The organism is Agrococcus casei LMG 22410 (assembly GCF_900163565.1).
Taxonomy (GTDB): Bacteria; Actinomycetota; Actinomycetes; order Actinomycetales; family Microbacteriaceae; genus Agrococcus; species Agrococcus casei.
Map to the genome: position 1 here is coordinate 108175 of NZ_FUHU01000003.1, position 24789 is coordinate 132963.

Consider the following 24789-nt stretch of genomic DNA (forward strand, 5'->3'; position numbering starts at 1 on the left):
CGTCGGGTTAGTTGCGGTAGGCGCGGCGTAGCCGGTCGAGCATCGCATCAACCAACACGGCAGAGGTCGTGATGTTCAGGGTCGCCATGCCGTGGTCTGCTGGCGTGACCCAGACCGCACGTTCTTTGAATGCTTCGGCGTGGTTCTTCTGGAGGCTCGCGCACTCGAACTTACGAGCGAGCCGGCGGGCGATCGGTGCGAGCTGCTGCGGGGTTCGGCCAGCAGCTTTCGGGAGGGCTTCGGCTTCGAATTCTCCACGGCTTTCGACCGTGATTGTTTCCGCGGCTCGCTCGATCGCCATCAGGTGCCCGAGGTGGATCTGCCGGTCTTGCCAGGCTTGCATCGTCAGAGGGAGTTCGTTGCAGCGCTGTTGCGCGGTGCCGAGCTGCTGCGACACCGACATCTCTGACTTGCGGCCATTCACAGCCAGCACAGAAGTGAGGTGCTGCCATTCGTTCTCGTGCGCAGTGTCGAGGCCGCTGACCTGTTGTGCCGCGCACTCATCAGCCAAGTCAGCGCATTGCGCGCGCACGATCTCGCGGTTGGCCTGCAACTGCTCAATCGCGGCATCAAGATCGGTGAGGGTTCGCATCGAGGCGTAGAGCATCGACTTCGCTGACCAGTACTGCAACGCCTGATCAACCGACGACGCTGCAATGTCACCCGCGATGAACCCGCCGTGCTCGTCAGCGAATACACCCGTGCTGAGCAGCTCAGAAGGCAACTTGTCGATACGAGTCTCGTCGAGCATCCGCTGCCTCCCTTTCTGGTCGTGAACTGATGTCTTCGACACTACGGGGGACCTGTGACACGCGGCAGGCCGAGGCCGTAGTCTGAGGGCAGACAACCAGGAGGTCTCGACGATGAGCGACATTTCGGTTCAGGACAACACTGAGAAGCACCGGTACGACATCTTCGACGGTGACGCGCATGCTGGACTCTCGGTCTACAAAGACCTCGATGGTGGGCAACGCATCTTCTTTCACACGAAGGTCTTCGATGAGTTCGGCGGCAAGGGTCTCGCAGGCATCCTCACACGGGCTGCGCTCGGCGCCACCGTCGCTGATGGTCGACGCATCGTGCCGGTCTGCCCCTACGTCGTCAAGTGGGTCGAGGGACACGACGACTTCGCCGACTCTGTCGACGCAGCAACACAGGAGCACATCGACGCCGTCAAGCATGGCTGAGTTTGCATTGCGGTGACTCTCGCCGTTGCGAATCGCCGCAGTTCTGGCATTGAGCCACCAGCTGCCGCATTATCTGCGGTTTCTCGTGACCGTGCGGCATCTCGTGGCACCCGCTTGCCGCATCCACGCTTTTTCCCACCCTGACAGCCGAACCCACTAGCGTGGAAGGCATGTCGAAGAGCGCCACAGTCGTCGGAGCCGGAATCGCAGGCCTTGCAGCCGCCATCGCCCTTGCAGAGTGCGATTACAGGGTCACAGTCATCGAGCGGGGCAAGAAGCCCGACCCCGATTCCCCCGGCGGAGCGGGCATCGGCATCTCGAGCAACGGCCTCGACGCCCTCGCCGAGCTCGGCATGAAGGGCGAAGTGCAGCGGGCGGGGGTTCGCACGCGCATCGGGTCGATATACACGGATGCGGGGCTGCAGCTTTCGAGGCCGACCACGACAGGCGCGGGCCGGTTCGTCGGAATCCACCGCCAGACCCTCCTGCAGCTGCTGACCGACCGGGCCGAAGACCTGGGCGCCACGATCGAGTACGAGAAGGTCATCCGCTCAGACGCCGACCTGCCCGAAGCCGATCTGCTGATCGGTGCCGACGGCATCCGCTCGACTGTTCGCAAGTGGAGCTTTCCGAAGGTGCGCCCCGACTACTCGGGTGCCACCTGCTGGCGCGGCGTCGTCGAGGCCGACGAGCTCACCCCCGACCAGCTCGAGGTGTGGGTGGGTCGCGGCACCGAGGCCGGCATCGTGCCGATCGACGGCGGCCGAGCCTACTGGTACATCTCGGTCAAGGCCCCGATGGGCGACAAGAGCGATGACGAGGCGACGCTGGCGGCCGAGACAATCGGACCCTTCGACTCGCCGATCTACGAGCATGTGCTGGCGACTGAGCCCGCATCCGTCATGCGCGACGACATTCACTATCTGCCGACGGGCCTCAAGCGCTTCACCTCGACGCGCACCGGCACCCCGACGATCCTGGTCGGCGACGCCGCCCACGCTGCGATGCCGAATGCGGGCCAGGGAGTCAGCCAGGCATTCGAAGACGCTGCGACGCTGAAAATTCTGCTGGCGCGCCACCGCAACATCGACAACATGCTCGCCGCGTACGACGAGCACCGAGTCGAGCGATCGCAGAAGATCCAGCAGCAGTCGTTCGACATGTTCAACCTCATGCAGGCGAACAACTCGATCTCGTCGGCAGTGCGCAACGGCGTGCTGAAGGCTGTGCCGACGCTCGTGCAAGAACTCGTCGTCGACTGGAACATGCGCTGGCCCAATCCGCGCATCCGCAACTGACGATGAGCGAGCGCATCGTGGTCATCGGAGCCGGGGTCATCGGCCTCTCGATCGCGCACGAATTAGCCGCCGAGCGCGCGTCGGGACGCATCATCACTGTGCTGACCGACGCCGACCCGATCGACACGACGTCGGCTGTCGCGGGCGCCGTGTGGTTTCCGTACGCGGCCGAGCGTTCGCCCGCGATCGACCTGCAGCTGCAGACGACGCTTCGCAGATTCATCGACATCGCGCGCGAGCACCCCGACGCCGGCATCGACATGCGCACCGGCATCATCATCGAGCGCTCGCCGAATCCCGATCGCTCATGGACTGATCTCGTAGAGGCGTCAGAAACAGACGATGTTCCAGAAGGCGCCACGGGAATGCGCACGACGGTGCCGCTCGGCACGATGTCGCAGTATCTGCCGTGGCTGCAGGCGAAGTGCGAGGAGCTCGGGGTCGAGTTCGAGCGGCGCACGGTGGCAGACCCGGATGCGCTGGCCGGCGAATTCGACACGGCTGTCGTCGCAGCGGGGGCCCGCAGCGGAGCGCTGCTCGGCGATGACGACACCGTCGTGCCTGTCAGAGGCCAGGTGGTTCGGGTCGAGAACCCCGGCATCACGGAGTTTCGCATCGACGACGAGAGCGAAGGCGGCCTCGCGTATGTGCTGCCGCGGCGCGACTGCGTTGTGCTCGGCGGCACACACGAGCCGAGCAACACGAACCCCGAGCCCGACCCCGAGATCGAAGCGGGCATTCTCGCGCGCACCGCCGCGCTCGTGCCCGCGCTCGCGAATGCCCGGATCGTCTCGCGCGGCGTCGGCTTTCGGCCGGTGCGCGAGCGTGTTCGCATCGAGGAAGTGTCTGGCCGGGCGTTGCGTGTCGTCGCCGCCTATGGGCATGGCGGCTCGGGCATGACTTTGTCTTGGGGCACAGCCGAGCGAGTTGCCGAGCTGGTTGCGGTTAGCTGAGGCTGACGGCGCACAGTCGCCGTCAGGGCGATTGATGATCCCAGCCTTGCCACGAAATCCCTGCGCGGTTTGCTTGGGGCACCGCTGAACGGGTGGCGGCCTTGGTCGGCGCTTGACTGAGTGAACCCCGAAGCCCAAACGAGTCGATTCTGCGAGAAACCGATTGCTGTGCCCTGCTGCAGGAGCAAAAGCCGAAAATCGACTACTTTCAGGACGGTTGCCCGCCTCCAAATGCCGGTTTCTCGAACTTTTCCACGAAATCGCTTCGCTATTTCCCCGTGAACGTCGGCTTGCGCTTCTCAGTGAACGCAGCGAAGCCCTCGCGGTAGTCGGGCGTCTCGCAGAGCGCAGCCTGCGCGCGACTCTCGTGGCCCATCGACTCCCAGAGTCCGAGCCGGTCGTCGCGCAGCTGGCGCACGAGCTGCTTCGACGCGAGAAACGCCTGTGTCGCACCGGTGGCCGCCTTCGCAGCCGCAGCGCGCGTCGCGTCCAGCACCTCGGCATCCGCGAACACCTGCGAGAACAGGCCCGCCTGCACAGCCTCGGCGCCGCTCATGAGACGACCCGTGTAGATGAGGTCGAGGGTCTTGTGGGCTCCGAGGCGTTCGACGAACAGCGCGTGGCCGCCCGAGTCGAGGGTTGCGCCCAGGTTCGCGAACGGCGATCCGATCTTGGCCGACTCGGCGACGTAGACGACGTCGGCAGCGATCAGCAGCCCGAGCCCGAGGCCCAGGCACGCGCCGTGGGCTGCTGCGAATGTCGGCGCCGGAAACGCCGCAACTCGCTGCATGAGCGGCTGCATGATGCCTTCGAGCAGCGCGAGCACATCGTCGTTCTCGGTGTCGAGGCCCATGATGTCGCGGCCGGCGCAGAACGCCCTGCCTCGGCCTCGCAGCACCAGCGCGCGCACGCCTGCCTCTTCAGCTGCGTCGAAGGCACGGTGCAGCTCGCCGAGGTCGTCGCCGTTGAGCGCGTTCAGCTTGTCGGGTGCGTTCAGGGTGATCTCGGCAACATCTGCGTCGATGGTCAGCTCGATCATGGTGGCTCCTCAGGCTTGGGCTCAGGGTCACACGTCGTAGTCGACGGTGACTTTCTCGCTGGTGGGGTGCGACTGGCAGGTCAGCACGTAGCCGCGCTCGACTTCGTCGGGTTCGAGGGCATAGTTCTCGTCCATATTGACGCTGCCTTCGATGACGCGTGCGCGACACGTTCCGCAGACGCCGCCAGAGCAGGCAAATGGAACATCAGGGCGGATGCGCAATGCAGCATTCAGAATCGTCTCGTTCGCCTCGACGGGGCTGTCGACCTGTGAGGTCTGCCCGTCGAGCTGGAACCGCACGTCGAAGACCTTGTCGCCCTTGCGCACTTCGACCGGCCGCGCGCGCTTCGGCTGCGACCCGGGCTCGCCGGTCGTGAACAGCTCGAAGCGCACGTGTGAGGCATCGACGCCGAACTCGGGCAGGGTGTCGCGCACAAGCTGCACGAGTTCGAACGGCCCGCACAGAAACCACTCGTCGACCGTGTACGGCAGAATCACGCTCTCGAGGATCGTACGCAGACGCTCTTGGTCGAGGCGGCCCGACATCAGCGGCGACGCACGCTGCTCGCGCGAGAGCACGTGGTGCAGCGCGAACCGACTCGGATGCGCATCCTTCAGGTCTGCAAGCTCTTCGACGAACATGACGTCCATGGTCGACTTGTTCGAGTACAGCAGCGTGAAGCGGCTGTCGGGGCTGGACTCGAGCACGGTGTGCGCGAGCGAGGCGATGGGAGTGATGCCGCTGCCGGCAGCGATGCCCACGATGTGCTTGTGCTCGAACGACGGCAGGTTCGAGGTGAAGGTGCCCTGGGGGCTCATGACCTGCATCTCGTCGCCGACGGCGAGCGTGTCGTTGGCCCAGTTCGAGAAGACGCCCCCGGCATCGCGCTTGATCGCGACCGACAGCTCACCGGGCTGCAAGGGCCGGCAGATCGAGTACGAGCGGCGCAGCTCGTCTTCGTCGACCATCGCTCGCAGCGCGACGTGCTGGCCGGGCAGGTAGTCGAACTGACCGTGCAGCGCTTCGGGAACCTCGAAGGTGACCTCGACTGAGTCGCGTGTGAGCGGCGCAACGCGCTTGACACGCAGGGCGTGAAAGCTAGCGCGCCTGCGCGGAGCAGCGCCGGTGCTGCCCAAGTTCAATGCGGCCATCGGTGACTCCTCGAGCGGTGGTTGGAAAATCAGTGGAACTTGAAGTGGTCGAAGGGCTCGAGGCACGCCAGGCACTCGTAGTGCGCCTTGCACGAGGTCGAGCCGAACTGCGAGACCGAGCGTGTGCGCAGCGACCCGCAACGGGGGCACTTGACGCCCAGCTGCACAGGGATCGGGCCAGAAGCCGGCTTCGGTCCGGGAGGCGCGATGCCGTACTGCTCGAGCTTCTGACGGCCCGACTCGCTCATCCACTCGGTCGTCCAGGTGGGCGTGAGCGAGAAGTCGACCCGCACATCCGCGAACCCCTCTGCCGTCAGGGCGAGAATGACGTCGTCACCCATCTGATCCATGGCGGGGCAGCCCGAATACGTCGGAGTCAGCGTGACGACCACGCTTTCGTCCTGCATGCGCACATCGCGAAGCACGCCGAGGTCTTCGATCGTCAGCACGGGAATCTCGGGGTCGACGACCTCAGCCGCGATGCGCCAGGCGGATGCGGGGGTCAGTACCGTGGTCATGATCGTCACCAGCTGGCATCCGGGTGTCTGCGCGCGAGCACCTGCATCTCGGCGAGAATCGGGCCCAGGTAGGTCGAGTGGTGCCCGTGCCTGCCGTCGCCCGACGACTCGGAGGTCTTCGGCTCGTCGAGTTCGGCCTCTGCGAGCACCTGTCGCAGCACGTTCATGACGGGCTCTCGAAGCGCGGATGGGCGAGGCGCGGCATCGAAGCGCTCGTGCAGTTCGTCGTCGCGGAAGAGCTCGTCGAGGTACGGCCACGTGTTGATGAGCGCGCGCTCGATGCGGCTGCGCGACTCGTCGGTGCCGCCCGCAAGGCGCAGCGTCCACTGCACAGCGTGATCGCGGTGGTAGGCGACCTCTTTGACCGACTTCGCGGCGATGCCCGCGAGGCCGGGGGAGGAACTTTCGGCAAGCTGCGTGTAGAGCTCGAACTGGAACGCAGAGGTCAGCAGGCCCCGTGCGATCGTGTGCCCGAAGTCGCCGTTGGGCTGTTCGAACAGCCAGGCCGAGCGGAACTCGTGCTCGTCTCTGAAGTAGGCGAGCTCATCCTCGGTCTTTCCGAGGGCGGTGCCAGCGAAGTGCAGCAGGTTGCGGGCGTGGCCGAGCAGGTCGAGCGCGATGTTGCCGAGCGCGAGGTCTTCTTCGAGCTCGGGGGCGCGCGAGATCCACCAACCGAGTTGCTGGGCGAGGATGAGCGAGTCGTCGCCGATGCGCAGCGCGTACTCGGCTTCGTCGGCGCTCGCGACCAGGCCTGTGCTGGTCAGCTCGGCGTCGAGCTCGACATCGGTGACGGTGACAGAGGGCTCTGTTTCTGCGCTCACAGGTGCGGCACCCCCTGGCTCTTCTCGTAGTACGTGGCGTGGCGGTAGTTCTTGCCGGCCGGGGACTCGAAGAACGCCTCTTTCGAGCCCGGGTCGCTGGTTGTGATCTCGCTGGCCGGAACCACCCAGATGCTCACTCCCTCGCCGCGTCGCGTGTAGAGGTCGCGGGCATTGCGCAGCGCCATCGTCTCGTCGGGTGCGTGCAGCGACCCGGCGTGCACATGGCTGAGGCCGCGGCTTGCTCGCACGAAGACCTCCCACATCGGCCACTGCTCGTCGCCAGTTGCTCCTGCCGTTGCCATCAGGCCACTGCCTTCAGCTGTGCCGACTGCTTGCGTGCGTACTCGGCAGCTGCCTCGCGCACCCACGCGCCGTCTTCGTGCGCCTGGCGGCGGTGTTGCAGACGCTGTGCGTTGCAGTGGCCGTGGCCCTTGAGCACGTCGAAGAACTCGTCCCAGTCGATCTCGCCCATGTCCCACTGCTCTGTCTCTTCGTTCCAGCGCAGGTCTTTGTCGGGGCACTCGAGGCCGAGGGCCTCGAACTGCGGCACGAGCATGCCGACGAAGCGCTGGCGCAGCTCGTCGTTCGAGAAGCGCTTGATTTTCCAGGCCATCGACTGTGCAGAGTTGGGCGACTCGTCGTCAGGCGGGCCGAACATCTGCAGTGACGGCCAGTACCAGCGGTTCACGGCATCCTGCGCCATCTGCTTCTGCTCAGGGGTGCCATTTGCGAGCTCGAGCAGAATCTCGAAGCCCTGCCGCTGGTGGAACGACTCCTCCTTGCAGATGCGCACCATCGCGCGGCCGTAGGGGCCATAGGATGCGCGGCACAGCGGCACCTGGTTGCAGATAGCAGCGCCGTCGACGAGCCATCCGATCGCGCCCATGTCAGCCCAGGTGGGGGTGGGGTAGTTGAAGATCGAAGAGTAGCGTGCGCGGCCCTCGATGAGCTGCTCGGTCATCGTGTCTCGTGCGATGCCGAGGGTCTGTGCCGCGGAGTAGAGGTAGAGGCCGTGGCCGGCCTCGTCTTGCACCTTGGCCATGAGGATCGCCTTGCGCTTGAGGCTCGGGGCTCGCGTGATCCAGTTGGCTTCGGGCTGCATGCCGATGATCTCGCTGTGCGCGTGCTGCGAGATCTGCCGGATCAGCGTCTTGCGGTATGCCTCGGGCATCCAGTCGCGCGGCTCGATGCGCTGCTCTGCCTCGATGAGCGCGTCGAAGTCTGCCTGCAGCTCGTCGTCTGGGCTCGTGACTGTGGTGCTCATTGTCGCCTCCTTGCGATTCGGTCTTTACTGACCGATCGTTCAGTGAGTATATTAGGCTCGCAGACATCCGGCAATACCGAACTCAATGAGGAGTGTCCGTGCCCGAAGCAGCAAGTGCCCCGCCGACCCGCGCATCCGAAGTCATGCAGAAGACCGATGCGGCTGCACGGATGCTCGGCATGGTGATCGAGAGAAACGAGCCGGGCGACGCGGTCGTCAGCATGGTGCTGCGCGACGACATGATGAACGGCTTCGCCATCACGCACGGCGGCCTCGTGTTCACGCTTGCCGACACGGCATTCGCGTATGCCTGCAATGAAGACGAGCACGTGACTGTGGCACAGGGTGCAGAGATCTCGTTTCTCGCGAGCTCCAGGGCGGGCCAGACGCTGACCGCACAAGCACGCCGTGTGGTGCGGAGCGGCCGCAACGGCATCTACGACGTGACCGTCACATCCGACGACGGCACGCGCATTGCAGAGTTCAGGGGTCGCTCGTTCACGACCTCGAAGACCGTCTGACATCGAAGGAGCTGATGATGACCACGCCCGATACGGTCCAAGCCGACCGCTTCGACGACGGCGAGCGACTGACCCTCGACGAGCTGCGTGCGCTGCAGCTCGAGCGGCTGCAGTGGAGCGTGCGGCATGCGTACGACAATGTGCCGCTGTATCGCGAGAAGCTCGACGCCGCCGGGGTCTCGCCCGACGACATCACGTCGCTCGACGACATTCGCAAGCTGCCCTTCACGACCAAAGAGGATCTGCGGCAGACGTATCCGTTCGGCATGTTCGCGGTGCCGATGAGCGAGGTGTCGCGCATCCACGCCTCGAGCGGCACGACCGGGCGGCCGACCGTCGTCGGCTACACGAAGCATGACCTCGACGTGTGGGCGACAGTGCTCGCGAGGTCGCTGTACGCCTCGGGTGTGCGGCCGGGGATGATGGTGCACAACGCCTACGGCTACGGGCTCTTCACCGGCGGACTCGGTGCGCATGGCGGCATCGAGAAGCTCGGAGCCACCGTGGTGCCGATCTCGGGCGGCGGCACCGCTCGGCAGGTGCAGCTGATTCAAGACTTCAAACCAGACGTGATTCTCTGCACGCCGTCGTATCTGCTCACGATCGCCGACGCTTTGGAAGGGGCCGGAGTAGACCCCGCGTCGACCTCGCTGAAGATCGCGGTGCTCGGCGCCGAGCCGTGGACCAACGAGATGCGTGCCGAGCTTGAGCGTCGCATGGGACTCGACGCCGTCGACATCTATGGGCTCAGCGAGGTCATGGGGCCGGGCGTCGGCAACGAGTGTGTCGAGACGAAAGACGGCCCGCACATCTGGGAGGACCATTTCTACCCCGAGGTGCTCGATCCCGACACGCTCGAGCCCGTGCCCGAGGGTGAAGAGGGGGAGCTCGTGTTCACGTCGCTGACCAAAGAGGCGTTTCCGGTGCTGCGCTACCGCACACGCGACCTCACGCGTCTGCTGCCTGGCACCGGCCGCCCGCAGTTTCGGCGCATCCAGAAGATCACCGGTCGCAATGACGACATGATCATCCTGCGTGGGGTCAACCTGTTTCCGACGCAGATCGAAGAGATCGCGCTTGAGATCGAGAACCTCACGCCACATTTCGTGCTCGAGCTGACGCGCGCCGGGACGATGGATGCGCTGACCGTGAAGATCGAGTGTGTTCCGGGGATTCCGGCTGAAGACACCGACGTTGCCGCAGGGCTGCTGCGCAAGCGCATCAAGGATCGCATCGGCACATCCGTTGAGGTGGTGACTGTGGAGCCGGGCACGCTGCCGCGATCTGAGGGCAAGTACAAGCGGCTCTACGACTTGCGCGACTAGCATCGGTCGAGTGACGGTGAGCGAGAAGCGGGGCAGGCCAGGCTATGACCGCGAGGGCATTCTGCAGGTGGCGGTCGGCGTGTTCAATGAGCACGGCTATGACGCGACGTCTGTGGGTGTGCTTGCTGAGCGCCTAGGGCTGAGCAAATCGGCGATCTATCACCACTTCGGGTCGAAGAGCGAGTTGCTTGAGGTGGCGCTCGATCGTGCGCTGGGCGCTTTGGAGAGTGCTCGCGACAAGGCGCTGGCGGGCGAAGGGTCTGCGGCGGAGCAGCTTGAGGCTGTTCTGCGCGGTGCCGTGCAGGTGCTCGTGGCCGAGCTGCCGTACGTGACGCTGCTGCTGCGGGTGCGCGGCAACACCGACGTCGAGCGTGCTGCTGTGACGCGGCGACGTGCGTTCGACCGTTCGATGCGGGCGCTGGTCGAGGCGGCGCGTGACGAGGGCTCGCTGCGTGACGGAGTCGATGCGGGGCTGGCCGAGCGCCTGCTGTTCGGCATGATCAACTCGATTGCCGAGTGGTACCGCCCCGAGCAGGGTGGTTCGGCCGATGTCATTGCAGACCACGTGGTGTCGCTTGCTACGGCGGGGCTGTTTCGGGGCTAGGCGTGGGTGCGTTCGTGCGAATCCCGGCCGATGTTGTGCACCTGGCGGATGCACGACGCGCCACCGAGCGCAGTGTTCGGCTGCTGAGCTTTCAGGTTGCGACGACGACGGTCACTGCAGACGACTTCGCGGCGGGCAGGTTTCTTGCTGCGGGCGCGATCGGAGGGGCACCCGCGTCCGGCGTGAGCTGGTGCGAAGCAGTCAGCTGGTGCAACAGAGCCTCGGAACATGATGGGCTCGAGCCGGCATACGTGTTGGCGGGCGAGACGGTGCACTGGAACCCAGCCTCTGACGGATATCGCCTTCCGACCGAGGCCGAGTGGGTGCTCGCGAGCAAAGGCGGTGTCGACGGCCCCCGATACGGGGCTCTTTGCGACATCGGCTGGACCGCGGCAGACGGGGTGCTCGCACCGCAGCCGGTCGCGCAGAAGCGTGCCAATGCATACGGTGTGTTCGACGTGCTCGGCAATGTCTGGGAATGGTGCTGGGACCGCCTCGACCCCGCACGGTATGGCGACTATCGCGTCTTCAAGGGCGGCGGATGGGCTGACCCCGAGTGGAGCTGCAGAGTCGGTGTTCGACGGGGCAACGCACCCGATGCTGTCGTCGACGACGTCGGTTTTCGTGTTGTGCGCGGAGTTGTCGCTGCGGAATCAGGTGTCGACGGCGGCCAGGGGTGGTCAGAGTCGGCCGACCGTGCGCGAGCATCGCTCTCGGGGCCGCTGCCCGTGGGGTGGACGCCGCTGCCGTAGTTTCCCCTGCCGTAGTCGATTTTCTCGGTCGCTCAGGCGGTCGGCGTCGAGTATTGACGCAACGTCGCCCACAGACCGAGAAAGTCGGCGGTGTCCGGGGCGGGCACGAGCCACACCGTGTCAGCGGTGCCGGGTAGCCTGTCATCACGTTCAAGAGTCGCGGCCGTAGGTACCTGGCTGGTCGCGCGACAACCCGAATCCATCGATTCCCGGGTGTCCCAGGGCAAGAACGGGCTCACGAATCATCGTGATGCAAGCATCGATGGGGCACTGCCCCAGAGAGGGGCAAGAGCCCATGTCTGTATTCAAGAATCGCGATGCCGAGGCACGCGAGCGCCTCGGCCGCGATGCGATCGAGGCGGCGTACGCCGCGCCGGATGCTGAGTTGGTCATCGAGACCGGCTTCTGGAAAGGCTTCACGAAGGCGGCTGCGCGGGCCTGGTGCTGGAATCTCTTCCAGTTCGAGCCGTACGGCTTCATCATCCCGGCGTCATTCGCCACGAGTCGTCAGCAGCAGGAGCTCGAGAGCGGGTTGATTCCCGAGAACGAGCTATATGCGAAGCGAGCGCGTGACTTCGTGCTGTTCGGTCAGTCGCCGTTGCAGTATGGGAGAACCGGCTGGCGATGTCGTCGCCGACGTTCTGCTGGGCTGACGTGCGGTTTGTCGCCGAGAAGGGAAGTTGATCCGATACTCGGCCGACGCCAGTCCCGATCGTCGTACCGTGGACGGGTAACGACGAAGCGGCTCTCGACACCTGAATCGGTGCGCAGCGAGCAGCGGGGCCTGAAGGTGTGCGCGACAACTTTCGGAAGCTCAGCAAGGCTGAGCGGGGTGCGATCATCGCGCGTCTAGAGGTCAGGCATGGATCGCGATCACCCGTGCGCCTCATCTGCCTGTTCGTGCTGGCGCTTGCTGTGTCGGTGGCGGTGCTGATGCTCGCGGGTGGCGCCGGTGTTCGTACTTTGGGTCTGCTGACTGCTGACTGCTGGTGGAGCGGGGATTATCGTGTCGGTCATCCTACTCGCTGATTTCGGTGCAAACGCATGGAAGAAGGAGCTCGCCGTGAAGCTGCGTCTGATCTATGACGAGGGCCAGACGCAGCGCTGACGTAACGGTCAAGAAGGCGCGCCAGTACAGTGCAGTGCGTCAAAGGAACTTTCGGAAGTGCTCGCGCAGATCAGGGTCGCAGACGTAGACGTAGGTGCCATGGATTCCTCTCGTCAGGAGGACCGTGTAGATGTTACGCACGTACTCCAGCAGGTCGTCGTCTGAGTACGTGATACCCAACTTCGGATTGTTCTCTCGACCCTTCTTGTCGAAGTAGTCGACGCGACTGAACACGACGCGTCCAGTTGCCTTGTCGAAGCGGAGGTCGGGACCGATGATGACGCCCGCATAATTCAGGTCATAGCCCTGCACTGTATGAATCGAGCCGACCTCCTCAACAGAGCCAGGTGCGCTGATCCAGTCGCGATCAGTCGAGTTCCACCTCATCTGTTCGCCATCGATATCGATGTCGAAGGCATCTTTGTCTTTCTTGGTCTTCCAAGGCCAGGCGTAGCCGGCGACGATCCGGGATAGCCCGTTCCGCGCATCCTGTTTCCGAATTTCACGCCGCATATCCCCGAGGTCATTGAAAAACTTGAGGTCGTAGCCGTCGAAAGTTTCGCGTGCATCCGGGGGAGTGTCGCCGAGCAATGACCTCACGTACCCGACGTAGTCCTGCTCGGCAGCCACCCGCATCTGTGAACGCAGTGGGTACAGCCGGCCGTGCCCAGACACTTCGTCGACCAGAGCCGCGGTGGTGTTGGCAGGCAGGTCAGCCGGTCGCACACTCTGGCCTGTGTCGAGCATGAAGATCGCATGTCTGCTCTGCTTGCGTATCCAGTCGAGCTGGGTGAAGCGGATGTCGTCTTCGCCGAAGAGCTTGACGTTGATGTCTGCGAATTTCTTGTTGAGCGGGCCCGACGGTTGATTGGCTCGGTGGTTGAGACGGTGGGCTTCGTCAACGATCAGTAGGTCGAAGGGCTCATCGCTATCGCCGACTGCGAATGGCGACAGAACCATGCTCTTGCTGAGGCCCGGGGTCAGGCCGAAGACTCTCGCGATCGACTCGCGCAGTGACTGCTGCGGCACGACGATGCCGAATCTGACTGTTTTCAGCAGCTCTCCATGGCCAAGCGTGAAGAAGTCGCTGAAGATGGAGTCGCTGTCGAGCGGTTCGTCGGGATGGTGACGACGGATGTCTTCGAGCAGTTTCAGAAGATAGATTGCGACGACGGTCTTTCCGGTGCCAGGACTTCCCTGGATCACGGCGGTGCTCGGCTGGCCTTCCTCCAAGTCCGCGAACAGCCCGTCGAGGATGTCTTCGACGGCGATCGCCTGATCGTGATTGAGTGCTTTGAACGGCGAAAGCTTGAACAGATCGCTGTTGATGATTTCGGGCAGCGTGCGCTTGAACAGGTGCTCTTGCGTGCGGAGCTGCTCGAAGACCGCGTCGAACGTTCTGCTGTACGACTCGCGATCGTAATAGTCCGCATCCGTGATGCCAGCGTTGCTGTTGAGCACCTCGAGTTGGCCGTCCCCGGAGAACATACGGATCAGAAACGACTCGAGATCCAGACACGCTGACTTATTGAATGTCTCGTCGAGCACGACACGGACCCATTGCAGATTCTGCTTGTCTTGCGAGACGAGGTGCTGCCGCATGCGGCTCTCAGCGTTGAGGGATTCGCCGACATACACCTGCGAGTCGTCGTTCATCACGTAGACGACGGGCCAGTTGCGGTGTCGAGGATGTGCTGAGCCCCAATCGCGGATGTGGTCGGCAGCGAACGGGAAGGTCTCGAGGCTAAAGACGGTCATATTTGGTGCTCCGGCCACGCGCCTTGTCGGGAGGGTACTTCTCGCGCGTCTTGGCGAGCTTCTGACTGATGATGGTGTCGGGGTCGAGGCCCAAGCGGTCGGCGAGATGTAGGCAGTAAGTGAGGACGTCGGCGAGTTCGTCCTTGGCCGCTGCGAGGTCGGCGTCACCCCATTGGAAGCACTCTAGGAGCTCACCGGCTTCGATGCTGATGCTCTTGGCGAGATTCTCAGGCGTGTGAAACTGCTGCCAGTCGCGCTCGGCAACGAACGCGCGCAGGGCATCGCGAGTGGCTACTGTGACCATGGCTCAAAGCTAGCAGTGAGGACACCACGTGCTGTCGGATGGAAGTGTCCAATCGATTCCCTTTCACACTCCACTCATAGCTGGAAAATTGTTGCCAAATTGTGATGTTGGTGTATCGTCGTGCACTTGAACCGCGAAGGATGGCCGTCGTATCCGCCCCGAGAAGTCCTTCGCTCCTTGGAATCTAATGATCCGGTCGGGCGGAAGGACGCGCATCCGTGCATCCAGACGGGGCCGTGGAGTTCACTGTGAAGAACAACAAGACCACCACCGGTGCACGCCGCTCGAAGCGCTTCGTCGGAAGTGTCATGGCCGCATCGATCGCAAGCGTCGGTGCATTCGTGCTCATGCCGACCGCCGCCAACGCAGCAGACGACGCCACCTGGGACGCCCTCGCCGAGTGCGAGTCGGGCGGAGACTGGTCGATCAACACCGGCAACGGCTACTACGGCGGCCTGCAGTTCTCGCTTCCCACCTGGGAGGCCAACGGCGGAACGGGCAACCCCGCAGACGCATCACGCGCCGAGCAGATCCGCGTCGCAGAGAACGTGCTGGCAACGCAGGGCTGGGGCGCTTGGCCCTCATGCTCGGCGCAGATCGGCGCGACGGGTGACGCAGAGCCTCGCGGTGAGACTCCGCAGCCCAACAACGAGCAGCCTGCCCCTGAGCAGCCTGCGACCGAGGCTCCTGCCACCGAACAGCCCCAGGCTGAGGCGCCCGCATACGACCTGCCCGATGTCGAGGCATCCGACGAGACCTACACGGTCAAGGAGGGCGACACCCTCATCGAGATCGCCGAGGCAAAGGACATCGACAGTAGCTGGCTCGGCATCTTCGCCGTGAACCAGGAAGAGATCTCAAACCCCGACCTCATCGAGGTCGGGCAGGAGCTCGTGCTGCCTAAGGCGTAATAGCGCTGATGCTGATCGCCCCGACCTGATTGTTGGTCGGGGCGATCAGTGCAGTGGTTTCGAGACACTCGCGCGCTTCGCGTGCGGGTTCCTCAACCACCGGATACAGGGGCGCAGTTCCTCAACCAGCGGGTGGGGGTGTGTGGTTTCGTGACATTCGCGCGCTTCGCGGGCGAATTCCTCAACCAGCGGGCATAGGGGTGCGGCTCCGCGGCCGTGCGGGTCAGCGGGTCTTCGCAACCATCGTCAGCACGTCGTACTGCGCGACGATCTCGTCGTTCTGGTTGATGAGCCGCGCATCCCACCGCACCTGGCCGTAGTCGTCGGTCTCGCGGGGCGTGATCTCCTTGGCCGTCAGCTCGACCCGAATCGAGTCGCCAGCCGACACAGGCGTCATGAACTTCAGGTTCTCGAGCCCAGTGTTCGCAAGCACCGGTCCCGGAGCCGGCTCGACGAACAGGCCCGCGGCGAACGACACCAGCAGGTAGCCGTGAGCGACGCGGCCCGGGAAGAACGGATTCGCGGCCGCAGCCTCCTCGTCCATGTGGGCGTAGAACGTGTCGCCGGTGAAGTGTGCGAAACGCTCGATGTCGTCCAGCGACACCTCACGCAGCCCCGACCGCACCTGATCGCCGATGCGCAGCTCTGCGAGCGACTTGCGGAACGGGTGCTCGGCATCCGCGTTCGCACTTGCCCCCGAGTGCCACACGCCTGTCACCGCCGTCATCAACTCGGGTGTGCCCTGCACAGCGGTGCGCTGCATGTGGTGCTTGACGGCGATGATGCCGCCCAGCTCCTCGCCGCCGCCAGCACGACCAGGACCACCGTGCATCAGCATTGGCAAGGGCGATCCGTGACCGGTCGAGGTCTTGAGGTTGTCGCGATCGAGCAGCAGAATGCGGCCGTTCATGCCGGCGATGCGGGGCACCAGCGCACCCACGAACTCCGGGTCGTGCGAGACGACAGAGGTGACGAGCGAACCGCCGCCGCGGGCGACGAGGTCGACTGCTTCGTCAACAGAGTCATAGGTGAGCAGCGACGCGACCGGACCGAACGCCTCGATCTCGTGCAGCGCATCGGTCAACGCATCGTCGAACCGCAGCAGCATGGGTGACACAAACGCGCCCTGGCTGGGCTGCGGCTGGTCGGTTCCGACGACGACGCGGCCGCCGGCGTCGACGAGCTTGCCGACCTGACTGAGCACCTCGTCGCGCTGCTCGAGTGACGCGAGCGGGCCCATCGTCACCCCCTCATCGCGCGGGTCTCCCACGACGATGCGCTCGGCGATGCGGTCGGCAACAGCGCGCGCAACGTCGGCAGCGAGCGCCGACGGCACGATCGCACGGCGAATGGCGGTGCACTTCTGGCCTGCCTTCGACGTCATCTCGGTCACGAGCTGCTTCACGAAGGCAGAGAACTCCGGAGTCTCGGGGGTTGCGTCGGGACCGAGCACGGATGCGTTGATCGAGTCGGTCTCGCACGTGAAGCGCACGCCGCCCGACTGGAATGCCTCATGCCGACGCAGCTTGTCTGCCGTATATGCCGACCCAGTGAATGCGACGGTGTCGCCGAGCTTCAGCAGGTCGAAGACACCGGGCAGCGAGCCCGACACCAGCTGCACCGAGCCCTCGGGCAGCAGCCCCGACTCGTCGAGGATGCGCACCATATGCTCGGCGAGGAATCCGGTCGGCGTCGCAGGCTTGATGATCGACGGCACGCCAGCCAGGAAGGCGGGTGCGAGCTTCTCGAGCGACCCCCACACAGCAAAGTTGAAGGCGTTGATCTGCACAGCAGCACCGGGCAGCGAAGTAAAGATATGCCGACCGAGGAATGATCCGTCTTTCGACAGAGGCTCGAGGGGGCCGTCGATCAGCACGGTGCTCTGCGGCATCTCGCGCCGCCCTTTCGACGAGTAGGCGAAGAGCACGCCGATGCCGCCGTCGATGTCGACCCACGAGTCGGCTTTGGTCGCCCCCGTGCGTGCTGAGATCTCGTAGAGCTCGTCCTTGCGCTCAGTGAGAGCGAGCGCCATCTTCTTCAGGATGATCGCCCGCTGGTGGAAGGTCAGCGGAGCAAGCGAATCGTGACCGACCGTGCGCGCATACTCGAGCGCGCCTGCGAGGTCGATGCCTTCGCTCGACACACGGGCGACCACGTCGCCGGTCGATGCGTCGCGCACCTCCTGCACTGCCGCATCCGTCTCTGGCCTCCACCACTCGCCCTTGATGAACGAGGGCAGAATCGCTGTCTGAGTTGCAGTCGTTGTCATGAGCCTTCACTCCATTCGTAGAAGCCCTTGCCGCTCTTGCGGCCGAGCTCGCCGCGGGCGACCATGTCGCGCAGCAGCTGCGGGGGTTCGAATCTGGGGCCGAGTTCGCGTGCGAGCTCTTCGGCGATGCCGAGGCGCACGTCGAGCCCGACGATGTCGGTGGTCTTGAGCGGCCCTGCCGGGTGGCGGTAGCCGAGTTCCATGGCGGCGTCGATGTCGGCTGCCGATGCGACGCCGGCTTCGAGCATGCGAATTGCTTCGAGCCCGAGCGCGACGCCGAGTCTGCTCGACGCGAAGCCGGGGGAGTCGGTGACGGTGACAGGCGTCTTGCCGATCTGCTCGACCCACGCTTGCGCGGTCTCGCACAGCTCGGGCGCGGTCGCCGTGCCGATCACGATCTCGACGAGCTTCGACGCAGGCACGGGGTTGAAGAAGTGCAGCCCCAGAAAGCGGTCGGGTCGCTGCAGTGCTGCGGCGAGCTTGTCGATCGAGATCGAGGAGGTGTTGGATGCGAGGGTCGCGTCGGGCGCGATCGCCTCCTCGACGCGGGCGAGCGAGGATGCCTTGAGCTCGAGATCCTCCGGAACCGCCTCGATGACGAGAGCGCACTCAGAAAAGCTCTGCGCATCCGTCGAAACGTGCACTTCGAGACCCTCTGCCTGCATGCCGCGCTCGATGCTCTTAGCGAGGGCCTGATCGACGCGCGCTTTCGCCGCTGCCGCCGCCTCGTCGTCGCGCTCGACCACAGTGACCTGGGCGCCAGCCAGCAGAAACGCGTGCGCGATGCCTGCGCCCATGCGTCCGCCGCCGAGGACGCCGACTGCTGTGTCTCTCATCGCTCGGCCCTTCGGTCGAGGAATGCGCCCATGCGCTCGCGCTTGTCGTCGGATTCGAACAGCACCGACTGCTCTTCGAGATCGATCTGCGGATGTGCGCTGCGGGGCGCGAGGTGCGCTCGCTTGGTCGCCTGGGTCGCCTGTGCGCCGAGCTTCGCGATGCTGTCGGCCATCTTGTGCGCGCGGGCCATCGCCTCGTCGCGGTCGTCGTCGAGGTGGGTGACGAGCCTGGCCGCAAACGACTGGTGTGCGTTCAGGATGCGGCCGGTCAGCAGCATCTCGGCTGCAATGGCCTCGCCTACGATCTCGCGCAGCCGCCAGGTCGCGCCGGCTGCGGCGATGATGCCGAGCCCGGTCTCGGGATTGCCGAACTTGGTGGTCGTCGTGCCGATGCGGATGTCTGCTGCATACGCGAGCTCTGCGCCGCCGCCGAGCGCGTATCCGTCGACGACTGCGATGACCGGCATCGGCAGCTCGCGAACCCGCATGAACGCGCGGGTGTTGATGCCCTCGAGTGCCTCTGCGGCACCGCGGTCGCGAAGCTGCGCGATGTCGGCGCCGGCTGCGAACGTGCCCCCTGCACCGGTGAGGATCAGCGTGCGCGGGTTGGATTCGAGTCGCTCGCACAGGTCGTGCAGCGCGTCGATGGTCTGCTGGTCGATCGCGTTGCGCTTCTCGGGCCGGTTGAGGGTCGCGACCACCCGGTCTTCGAGCTCTTCGACGAGCAGCACGGGCTTGGCTTCGGCTGGTGTGGCGTCGTGCATCACACGCGCTCCAGCATCATCGCGGTTCCCTGGCCGACCCCGACGCACATCGTTGCGAGGCCGAGTTCGGCCTGTTCGCGCTCCATGCGGCCGAGCAGCGTGATGACGATGCGCGAGCCCGATGATCCGAGGGGGTGCCCCAGTGCGATCGCGCCGCCGTCGTTGTTGACGATCTGCGGGTCGAGGCCGAGCCTGCGGATGCACGCGAGCGATTGCGTCGCGAACGCCTCGTTGAGCTCGACGGCACCGATGTCGTCGATGTTGAGGCCGGTGCGGGCCAGCAGCTTCTCGGTCGCCGGCACGGGGCCGAGCCCCATCACCTCAGGCGCCAAGCCGGCGGCGGCATTGCCGCGGATGCGCGCACGCGGAGCCAGCCCCAGTTCTGCGACTGCGCGCTCACTGGCGACGAGCACAGCGCTCGCGCCGTCGTTGAGGCTCGACGAATTGCCCGCCGTGACGACCGATCCGCCATTGACGACAGGGCGCAGGCTGGCGAGCTTCTCGAGCGTCGTCTCTGGCCTGGGCCCTTCGTCGGTATCGACGTCGCCTCGTTTGGTGGGCACTGCCACGACCTCATCCGCAAAGCGGCCCGCTTCGATCGCAGCGAGCGCCTTCTGGTGGCTCTCGAGTGCGAACGCGTCAGCGTCCTCGCGGGTGATGCCGTCGACGCGTGCTACCTCCTCGGCCGTCTCGGGCATGGCGAACGTGGCCTTGTCTCGCTCGAGGAGCTTCGGGTTCGTGAACCGCCACCCGATCGACGTGTCGAACTTGGCGCCAGGGCGCGCGAATGCCTTCTCGGGCTTGGCCTCGACCCAGGGCGCGCGGGTCATCGACTCGACGCCGCCGGCGATGATGAGGTCGGCGTCGCCTGCGCGGATCGCCTGCGAAGCCATTGCGATGGCACTCATTCCGGATGCGCAGAGGCGGTTCACGGTCACGCCCGGCAGGTCGTCGGGCAGGCCGGCGAGCAGTGTCGCCATGCGTGCGACGTTGCGGTTGTCTTCGCCTGCCTGGTTGGCACCGCCCAGGATCACCTCGTCGATGCGAGAGGGGTCGACGCCCGTTCGAGTCACGAGCTCGGCGATGGTCAGTGCGGCCATGTCGTCGGGCCTCACGGATGCCAGCGCACCGCCGTATCGACCGACGGGCGTGCGAACGCCGCCTACGAGAAACGCCTCAGGCATCAAGAACCTCACTGTTCGTTCGACGGCGGCCGATTAGGTGACCGATCGTTCAGTAATTATGCCGGTGACGGGGCCGGTGGCGCAACCGGGGGTGGTTCGTGCGGACGTTGGTGGTTGCGAAGAACCGGGGTGTGACGAGAAACCGTTCAGTGTGAGGTTTCTCGTGCGCGGGTGCTCGAATCACGGTTTCTCGTGGACGTGGCTGGGGGTGGATGCGGCGTCAGGGCGATACGGGCAGCCCAGAAAAGTGGGTGGTCGCCCGTATTTCTGTGTGTTCACCCACTTTTGTGTGACAATGATGGCAAGTAACCGGTCAACTTCGGAGGATCCATGCGGTTGCAGAATCCCTTCGCTGCGCTCAGTCCGACAGGGCTCGACTCGCAGGTGCTCACGGTGTTGGCGCGCGCGGATGCCGAGCTGACGCCAGGGCAGATTCATGCGCTTCTACCGGAGGGCGGCTCCCTAGAGGGTGTGCGCCAGTCGGTGCGTCGGCTCGCTTCGCACGGAACCGTCATTGAACGAAGAGTTGGCCGAAGCATGGCGTATGAGTTGAATGCCCGGCATCTGCTGGCTGGCCCGATCAGGGAAATCGCGCGTGCCAAGCAGCATCTCATCGACCTGCTATCGTCGCATGTTCGCGAGTGGAGACTGCAGCCGCTGACGGTGAAGCTGTTCGGTTCCGCAGCTCGTAGCGAGATGACCGACGGCAGTGACATCGATGTTCTCGTCGTCATGCCAGATGGCGCAGATCGCGATGAAGCGGAAGCGCGTGTCGGCAACCTCGCGAGCGTCACGCGTGACCTGACGGGCAACGATGTCAGACCCCTGTTGTACTTTGAGTCGGAAGTTGAGCAGGCCGGCATCTTCGATTCGATACTGGCTGACGGAATCGACATCGCCGGGGACCCGTCGTGGCTCCGCAGAAATCTGAGAGCGCGGGGGTGAGGACGTGACACCAAAGAGCGACAGCGTCAAGACAGTGTCGGCAGACAAGGCCGTGCGCGCAGGACGACTCGCCAAAGCACGACAGTTTCTGCAGGTCGCTGACGACGCAATCGAACTCGCCGACGAGACGGACGTCGCCGATGCCGCGGCCACGCTGTACATCCACGCTGGCATAGCCGCGGCCGACGCGATATGTGCAGCCGCCCTCGGCAAGCACGCCAAAGGGCAAGACCACCAGCAGGCAGTCACCTTGCTGGCCTCGACCGATAGGGAAGCCTCTAAGTGGCTGAATACGCTCTTGACCATGAAGACTCGAGCCGGCTACGGGCACGACCCGACCTCAGACTCTGCGCTGCGTCGCCTGCAACGCGCTGCGCAGTCGTTGGTGAACCGCGCGCTCACATGACTTGCGTCGGCTCATGAGTGACGCCGAAAGCCACCCTCCGATGAGATCACTTGGCCGGTGATCCACGAGGCCTCGTCGGTGAGCAGCCACGTGATGAGCCGAGCGGGGTCGTCGGGTTCGGCCAGGCGCCCGAACGGCGATCTCTCGAGCAGCGCTGACTCGAGATCTCGCGACATCCAACCTGTTGGGATCGGACCGGGGTTCACCGTGTTCACGCGGATGCGCCGATCAGCGAGTCCGGCGGCGAGCGTCGGCGTGATACCCGCCAGCGCCGCCTTCGAGGTGGCGTAGGCGACCTCATCGGGCATCGGGCCTTCACCCTGCCCCGAGGTCATGAACACGATCGAACCTCCATCGGCCTGCCGCGCGAAGGCCTGTGCGAGGAGCATCGAAGCACGCGCATTGACCGCCCAATGCCGGTCGAGGTACTCGCTCGAGATCGCGTCGAGCGTGCCATCCGACCCGCTCGCTGCCTGGTTGCAGACGAGACCGTCGATCCGGCCGAACTCTTCTATCGCCGTTGCGATGACCGTCGTTGGAGCCGCTGGGTCGGTGAAGTCTGCCTCGATGTCGACGAGTCGCCCACCCGGGTGAAGATGGTCGCGGACGCTGGTCATGACATCTTCGATCGAGTCTGCGCCCCACGCCTGCTCGGCATCGTGCGGCGAAAAGTGCTGGCAGACGAGATTGGCGCCGAATGCCGCGGCACGCGCGGCGATGGCGTGACCGATGCCCGCGCGTCGGCTCACGCCGGTCACGACGACGGTGCGGCCAGCAAGGGGGTACAGGTCGCGCGATATCGGTTCATTCGAAGTGGTCATGTACCCACCCTGCCAACTTTCTCGGTCGCTCAGCGGTTTGGCGGCAACAATGTCGCGTGGGGCCTGAGCGACCGAGAAAATCAGAACCACCCCTCCAGACCGCCTCCCGATACTCTGAAACTGTGCCCCGACCGAGCCTGATCGCCGCATCCGAGACGCAGACGCGTCCCTTCGCGATCCTGCCCGCGGCGCTGATCGCCGCCGGCGCCGTCTTCCTGTTCTGGATCGACATCGAATGGGCGGGGTACGTCTCACTCACCGCGGGACTCGCGCTCGCGATTCTCAGCGATCGGATAGGCGCTTCCGCTGGGCTGGCGAAAGACCTGCTGCTGATCGCCTTGGCGCTCGGGGCCGTCAGCCTCATCTCACTCGAGGCCGACATCTCGCCACTGGGCATGCTCCGGTTCACGGTGGCACTCGGGGCTGCCGTGCTAATCCCGTATTCGCTGTCACGGTGGGTGTTCAAAGATCACGCGATCACGTTTCCGTTTCGCCTTGCCCGCTGGTCACCGCAGCAGTGGTGGTACTTGGTGCTCGTGGTCTTCGCTGCGTACCTGATTCTGCCGTTCTACTTCATCACCAGCGGCGTCTGGCAGAACTGGCCGACCGTGATCGAGTGGCATGAGATCGCCAGGCTGTTCGTCGGCGTCAACGCCGTTGGGCTCTGGGACGAGCTCTTCTTCATCTGCACTTGCTACGTGCTGTTCATGCGCCACTTCAGGCCGTGGCTCGCCAATGTGCTGCAGGCTGTGATCTTCGTGTCGTTCCTCTGGGAGCTCGGCTATCGCGAGTGGGGGCCGCTGCTGACGATTCCGTTCGCGCTCGTGCAGGGGCTGACATTCACGCTCTCGAAGAAGAACCTGCTGTACGTGGTGACGCTGCATCTGCTGTTCGATGCGATCGTCTTCCTCGTGATCGTGCACGCGCACCATCCGGGGGCGCTGCCGATCTTCCCGCTGGTGAACGGGTTCTGAGGCTTATGGCAGCGGGTTCGTCTCGGTGCCCTCAGTGATCAGCAGCACGACCGTGCTCGTCTCGTCGAGTCCCAGGTGCTCGAGTGCTCCGGGCGAAGCGGCCGCGGCACGAAGCCCAGCAAGCGACGCGCCGCCACACGGCCCGGCGTCGACTCCGAGCTCAGCCAGATCACGAGCAGCCTGTACGGCAGCGTCGTCGCCCACATGCGCGACGCCATCGAGCGTGGCACGGATGATCGGCCACGACAGCCATGACGGCGTGTGCGTGTTGAGTCCGGCCATGAGAGTCTCGCCGGTCTGCACGATGACGGGCCTGTCGGCTGCGAAGCTCGGCGCCAGGTTCGCCGCCACTTCGGGCTGCACGGCGATGACACGGGTGTCGGTTCCGGCACCGCGATAGTGCGTGAGCGCTGCGTGCAGCAGCGACCCGACTCCGGTCGGCACGATCACCAGGTCGGCATCGGCAACCTGTTCGTCGATCTCGGTGAAGAGCGTGTCGTAACCGTCGATGATGTCCTGCGGAATCTTCGTGTAGCCGGGCCATCCGGCATCCTGCACGAGCACGCGCCCCTGCTCCGCGGCGGCCACTGCGGCGCGCTGCACCGCGACCTCATACGTCTTGTCGAGCTGAATCAGCTGAGCGCCCTCGTCCTCGATCGCAACCATCGCCCATTCGCGAACGCCCGCCGGAACATAGATCTCGGCACGGTGCCCGAACATCCGCGCGAAATGCGCGACAGCGCGTCCGTGGTTGCCGTCGGTGGCAGTGACGAGCGAGAGCGTCTCGTCGGAGCCTTCGACGACGCGGTGGACTGCCCAGGATGCGCCCAGCGCCTTGAACGACGGCAGTCCGAGTCGCGACGACTCGTCTTTTGCGATGACCCCGCCTACGCCGAGTTCCTTCGCGAGCGACGGCAGGTCGACGATGCGCGTGGACTCGTAGCCCTCGAGCGTCTGGTGGAATTCGCGGGCGGCGCCGTGTGCTCTCGGGGTTCGCCACTGCTGGTCGCGGTGGCGGGGAACCCATGACGAAACGGACGATGTGCTGCGGCTTGCATCGTTGCTCATGCCGCCA

27 protein-coding genes and 1 riboswitch are annotated in these 24789 nt (G+C 64.9%); of the genes, 12 read left to right on the plus strand and 15 right to left on the minus strand.

Annotation, left to right across the window (positions count from 1 at the left end):
- Positions 1 to 7 precede the first annotated feature (7 nt).
- On the minus strand, positions 8 to 751 hold the full coding sequence (locus CZ674_RS00610; RefSeq protein WP_086990087.1) for a DUF222 domain-containing protein: 744 nt from the start codon (positions 749 to 751) through the stop codon (positions 8 to 10).
- A 112-nt stretch (positions 752 to 863) separates the two neighbouring features.
- Between CZ674_RS00610 and CZ674_RS00615 the strand changes: the two genes are divergently transcribed.
- From CZ674_RS00615 to CZ674_RS00625, 3 genes are all read left to right on the plus strand, one after another.
- Positions 864 to 1187, plus strand: coding sequence for a GNAT family N-acetyltransferase (locus tag CZ674_RS00615; protein ID WP_086990089.1), 324 nt, complete (start codon positions 864 to 866; stop codon positions 1185 to 1187).
- Positions 1188 to 1357: 170 nt separating this feature from the next.
- Positions 1358 to 2485, plus strand: a complete 1128-nt coding sequence (locus tag CZ674_RS00620; RefSeq protein ID WP_086990092.1) for an FAD-dependent oxidoreductase — start codon at positions 1358 to 1360, stop codon at positions 2483 to 2485.
- A gap of 2 nt (positions 2486 to 2487) precedes the next feature.
- Positions 2488 to 3438 carry an FAD-dependent oxidoreductase gene (locus CZ674_RS00625; protein ID WP_086990095.1) on the plus strand — a complete coding sequence of 317 codons (951 nt, stop codon included), beginning with the start codon at positions 2488 to 2490 and terminating at the stop codon, positions 3436 to 3438.
- Between the two features lie 268 nt (positions 3439 to 3706).
- Here the strand turns inward: CZ674_RS00625 and CZ674_RS00630 are convergent, their stop codons facing one another.
- From CZ674_RS00630 to paaA, 6 genes are read right to left on the minus strand one after another with little or no spacing between them, the layout of a single operon-like run.
- Complete coding sequence (locus tag CZ674_RS00630; protein WP_086990099.1) at positions 3707 to 4477, minus strand: enoyl-CoA hydratase/isomerase family protein; 771 nt, start codon at positions 4475 to 4477, stop codon at positions 3707 to 3709.
- A 27-nt stretch (positions 4478 to 4504) separates the two neighbouring features.
- Entirely contained in the window at positions 4505 to 5629 is a 1125-nt protein-coding gene (gene paaE / locus CZ674_RS00635; protein WP_086990101.1) for a 1,2-phenylacetyl-CoA epoxidase subunit PaaE, read from the minus strand.
- Between the two features lie 29 nt (positions 5630 to 5658).
- Complete coding sequence (gene paaD / locus CZ674_RS00640) at positions 5659 to 6147, minus strand: 1,2-phenylacetyl-CoA epoxidase subunit PaaD (RefSeq protein WP_086990261.1); 489 nt, start codon at positions 6145 to 6147, stop codon at positions 5659 to 5661.
- A 5-nt stretch (positions 6148 to 6152) separates the two neighbouring features.
- A complete protein-coding gene (gene paaC / locus CZ674_RS00645) occupies positions 6153 to 6968 on the minus strand; it encodes a 1,2-phenylacetyl-CoA epoxidase subunit PaaC (RefSeq protein WP_086990104.1) in 816 nt (271 codons plus the stop codon).
- The gene (gene paaB, locus CZ674_RS00650; RefSeq protein WP_086990107.1) at positions 6965 to 7270 is read right to left on the minus strand and encodes a 1,2-phenylacetyl-CoA epoxidase subunit PaaB; all 306 of its coding nucleotides are present in this window, start codon (positions 7268 to 7270) and stop codon (positions 6965 to 6967) included. The genes paaC and paaB overlap by 4 nt, the downstream gene beginning before the upstream one ends.
- Entirely contained in the window at positions 7270 to 8232 is a 963-nt protein-coding gene (gene paaA / locus CZ674_RS00655; protein WP_086990109.1) for a 1,2-phenylacetyl-CoA epoxidase subunit PaaA, read from the minus strand. The genes paaB and paaA overlap by 1 nt, the downstream gene beginning before the upstream one ends.
- Before the next feature lie 98 nt (positions 8233 to 8330).
- Between paaA and paaI the strand changes: the two genes are divergently transcribed.
- The 5 genes from paaI (at position 8331) to CZ674_RS00680 (ending at position 12287) form a co-directional block, all read left to right on the plus strand.
- Positions 8331 to 8753, plus strand: a complete 423-nt coding sequence (paaI, locus tag CZ674_RS00660; protein WP_327078605.1) for a hydroxyphenylacetyl-CoA thioesterase PaaI — start codon at positions 8331 to 8333, stop codon at positions 8751 to 8753.
- 17 nt (positions 8754 to 8770) lie between these two features.
- On the plus strand, positions 8771 to 10078 hold the full coding sequence (paaK, locus tag CZ674_RS00665; protein WP_234988349.1) for a phenylacetate--CoA ligase PaaK: 1308 nt from the start codon (positions 8771 to 8773) through the stop codon (positions 10076 to 10078).
- 1 nt (position 10079) lies between these two features.
- Positions 10080 to 10682: a TetR/AcrR family transcriptional regulator gene (locus CZ674_RS00670; RefSeq protein WP_086990115.1), complete on the plus strand. Its 603-nt coding sequence runs from the start codon at positions 10080 to 10082 to the stop codon at positions 10680 to 10682.
- 2 nt (positions 10683 to 10684) lie between these two features.
- Positions 10685 to 11434: a formylglycine-generating enzyme family protein gene (locus CZ674_RS00675; protein WP_200810018.1), complete on the plus strand. Its 750-nt coding sequence runs from the start codon at positions 10685 to 10687 to the stop codon at positions 11432 to 11434.
- A 148-nt stretch (positions 11435 to 11582) separates the two neighbouring features.
- Positions 11583 to 11699, plus strand: a riboswitch (SAM riboswitch).
- A 30-nt stretch (positions 11700 to 11729) separates the two neighbouring features.
- Entirely contained in the window at positions 11730 to 12287 is a 558-nt protein-coding gene (locus CZ674_RS00680; protein ID WP_086990118.1) for a hypothetical protein, read from the plus strand.
- A 294-nt stretch (positions 12288 to 12581) separates the two neighbouring features.
- Here the strand turns inward: CZ674_RS00680 and CZ674_RS00685 are convergent, their stop codons facing one another.
- Positions 12582 to 14300, minus strand: a complete 1719-nt coding sequence (locus CZ674_RS00685) for a DUF2075 domain-containing protein (protein WP_086990121.1) — start codon at positions 14298 to 14300, stop codon at positions 12582 to 12584.
- The gene (locus CZ674_RS00690) at positions 14287 to 14604 is read right to left on the minus strand and encodes a nucleotide pyrophosphohydrolase (protein ID WP_086990124.1); all 318 of its coding nucleotides are present in this window, start codon (positions 14602 to 14604) and stop codon (positions 14287 to 14289) included. The genes CZ674_RS00685 and CZ674_RS00690 overlap by 14 nt, the downstream gene beginning before the upstream one ends.
- 248 nt (positions 14605 to 14852) lie before the next feature.
- On the opposite strand from CZ674_RS00690, the gene CZ674_RS14550 reads away from it, so the two are divergent.
- Entirely contained in the window at positions 14853 to 15515 is a 663-nt protein-coding gene (locus CZ674_RS14550) for a transglycosylase family protein (RefSeq protein ID WP_327078606.1), read from the plus strand.
- 223 nt (positions 15516 to 15738) lie between these two features.
- Here CZ674_RS14550 and paaZ read toward each other — a convergent pair whose 3' ends face one another.
- Genes paaZ through CZ674_RS00715 form a run of 4 tightly spaced genes read right to left on the minus strand, consistent with a single transcriptional unit; the run spans position 15739 to position 20568 of the window.
- Positions 15739 to 17784 (minus strand): phenylacetic acid degradation bifunctional protein PaaZ, encoded by a 2046-nt coding sequence (gene paaZ, locus CZ674_RS00700; protein WP_086990127.1) that lies wholly within the window; start codon positions 17782 to 17784, stop codon positions 15739 to 15741.
- Positions 17781 to 18620 (minus strand): 3-hydroxyacyl-CoA dehydrogenase family protein, encoded by an 840-nt coding sequence (locus CZ674_RS00705; protein ID WP_086990130.1) that lies wholly within the window; start codon positions 18618 to 18620, stop codon positions 17781 to 17783. The genes paaZ and CZ674_RS00705 overlap by 4 nt, the downstream gene beginning before the upstream one ends.
- Positions 18617 to 19384 (minus strand): enoyl-CoA hydratase/isomerase family protein, encoded by a 768-nt coding sequence (locus tag CZ674_RS00710; RefSeq protein WP_086990271.1) that lies wholly within the window; start codon positions 19382 to 19384, stop codon positions 18617 to 18619. Before CZ674_RS00710 ends, CZ674_RS00705 begins: the two co-directional genes overlap by 4 nt.
- A complete protein-coding gene (locus CZ674_RS00715) occupies positions 19384 to 20568 on the minus strand; it encodes a thiolase family protein (protein ID WP_086990133.1) in 1185 nt (394 codons plus the stop codon). Before CZ674_RS00715 ends, CZ674_RS00710 begins: the two co-directional genes overlap by 1 nt.
- A 537-nt stretch (positions 20569 to 21105) precedes the next feature.
- On the opposite strand from CZ674_RS00715, the gene CZ674_RS00720 reads away from it, so the two are divergent.
- A complete protein-coding gene (locus tag CZ674_RS00720) occupies positions 21106 to 21513 on the plus strand; it encodes a nucleotidyltransferase domain-containing protein (RefSeq protein ID WP_234988351.1) in 408 nt (135 codons plus the stop codon).
- 4 nt (positions 21514 to 21517) lie between these two features.
- Complete coding sequence (locus tag CZ674_RS00725) at positions 21518 to 21919, plus strand: hypothetical protein (RefSeq protein ID WP_086990139.1); 402 nt, start codon at positions 21518 to 21520, stop codon at positions 21917 to 21919.
- 11 nt (positions 21920 to 21930) lie between these two features.
- Here CZ674_RS00725 and CZ674_RS00730 read toward each other — a convergent pair whose 3' ends face one another.
- Positions 21931 to 22740, minus strand: a complete 810-nt coding sequence (locus tag CZ674_RS00730; RefSeq protein WP_086990142.1) for an SDR family oxidoreductase — start codon at positions 22738 to 22740, stop codon at positions 21931 to 21933.
- A gap of 122 nt (positions 22741 to 22862) precedes the next feature.
- Between CZ674_RS00730 and CZ674_RS00735 the strand changes: the two genes are divergently transcribed.
- Complete coding sequence (locus tag CZ674_RS00735; protein WP_234988352.1) at positions 22863 to 23714, plus strand: CPBP family glutamic-type intramembrane protease; 852 nt, start codon at positions 22863 to 22865, stop codon at positions 23712 to 23714.
- Between the two features lie 3 nt (positions 23715 to 23717).
- Here the strand turns inward: CZ674_RS00735 and CZ674_RS00740 are convergent, their stop codons facing one another.
- Complete coding sequence (locus tag CZ674_RS00740; RefSeq protein ID WP_086990144.1) at positions 23718 to 24782, minus strand: pyridoxal-phosphate dependent enzyme; 1065 nt, start codon at positions 24780 to 24782, stop codon at positions 23718 to 23720.
- Positions 24783 to 24789: the final 7 nt, after the last annotated feature.

Coding starts and splice junctions, on each gene's coding strand:
- CZ674_RS00610 (WP_086990087.1), bottom strand. CDS start 751: ATGCTCGACGAGACTCGTATCGACAAGTTGCCTTCTGAGCTGCTCAGC.
- CZ674_RS00615 (WP_086990089.1), top strand. CDS start 864: ATGAGCGACATTTCGGTTCAGGACAACACTGAGAAGCACCGGTACGAC.
- CZ674_RS00620 (WP_086990092.1), top strand. CDS start 1,358: ATGTCGAAGAGCGCCACAGTCGTCGGAGCCGGAATCGCAGGCCTTGCA.
- CZ674_RS00625 (WP_086990095.1), top strand. CDS start 2,488: ATGAGCGAGCGCATCGTGGTCATCGGAGCCGGGGTCATCGGCCTCTCG.
- CZ674_RS00630 (WP_086990099.1), bottom strand. CDS start 4,477: ATGATCGAGCTGACCATCGACGCAGATGTTGCCGAGATCACCCTGAAC.
- paaE (WP_086990101.1), bottom strand. CDS start 5,629: ATGGCCGCATTGAACTTGGGCAGCACCGGCGCTGCTCCGCGCAGGCGC.
- paaD (WP_086990261.1), bottom strand. CDS start 6,147: ATGACCACGGTACTGACCCCCGCATCCGCCTGGCGCATCGCGGCTGAG.
- paaB (WP_086990107.1), bottom strand. CDS start 7,270: ATGGCAACGGCAGGAGCAACTGGCGACGAGCAGTGGCCGATGTGGGAG.
- paaA (WP_086990109.1), bottom strand. CDS start 8,232: ATGAGCACCACAGTCACGAGCCCAGACGACGAGCTGCAGGCAGACTTC.
- paaK (WP_234988349.1), top strand. CDS start 8,771: ATGACCACGCCCGATACGGTCCAAGCCGACCGCTTCGACGACGGCGAG.
- CZ674_RS00680 (WP_086990118.1), top strand. CDS start 11,730: ATGTCTGTATTCAAGAATCGCGATGCCGAGGCACGCGAGCGCCTCGGC.
- CZ674_RS00685 (WP_086990121.1), bottom strand. CDS start 14,300: ATGACCGTCTTTAGCCTCGAGACCTTCCCGTTCGCTGCCGACCACATC.
- CZ674_RS00690 (WP_086990124.1), bottom strand. CDS start 14,604: ATGGTCACAGTAGCCACTCGCGATGCCCTGCGCGCGTTCGTTGCCGAG.
- paaZ (WP_086990127.1), bottom strand. CDS start 17,784: ATGACAACGACTGCAACTCAGACAGCGATTCTGCCCTCGTTCATCAAG.
- CZ674_RS00705 (WP_086990130.1), bottom strand. CDS start 18,620: ATGAGAGACACAGCAGTCGGCGTCCTCGGCGGCGGACGCATGGGCGCA.
- CZ674_RS00710 (WP_086990271.1), bottom strand. CDS start 19,384: ATGCACGACGCCACACCAGCCGAAGCCAAGCCCGTGCTGCTCGTCGAA.
- CZ674_RS00715 (WP_086990133.1), bottom strand. CDS start 20,568: ATGCCTGAGGCGTTTCTCGTAGGCGGCGTTCGCACGCCCGTCGGTCGA.
- CZ674_RS00720 (WP_234988351.1), top strand. CDS start 21,106: ATGGCGTATGAGTTGAATGCCCGGCATCTGCTGGCTGGCCCGATCAGG.
- CZ674_RS00730 (WP_086990142.1), bottom strand. CDS start 22,740: ATGACCACTTCGAATGAACCGATATCGCGCGACCTGTACCCCCTTGCT.
- CZ674_RS00740 (WP_086990144.1), bottom strand. CDS start 24,782: ATGAGCAACGATGCAAGCCGCAGCACATCGTCCGTTTCGTCATGGGTT.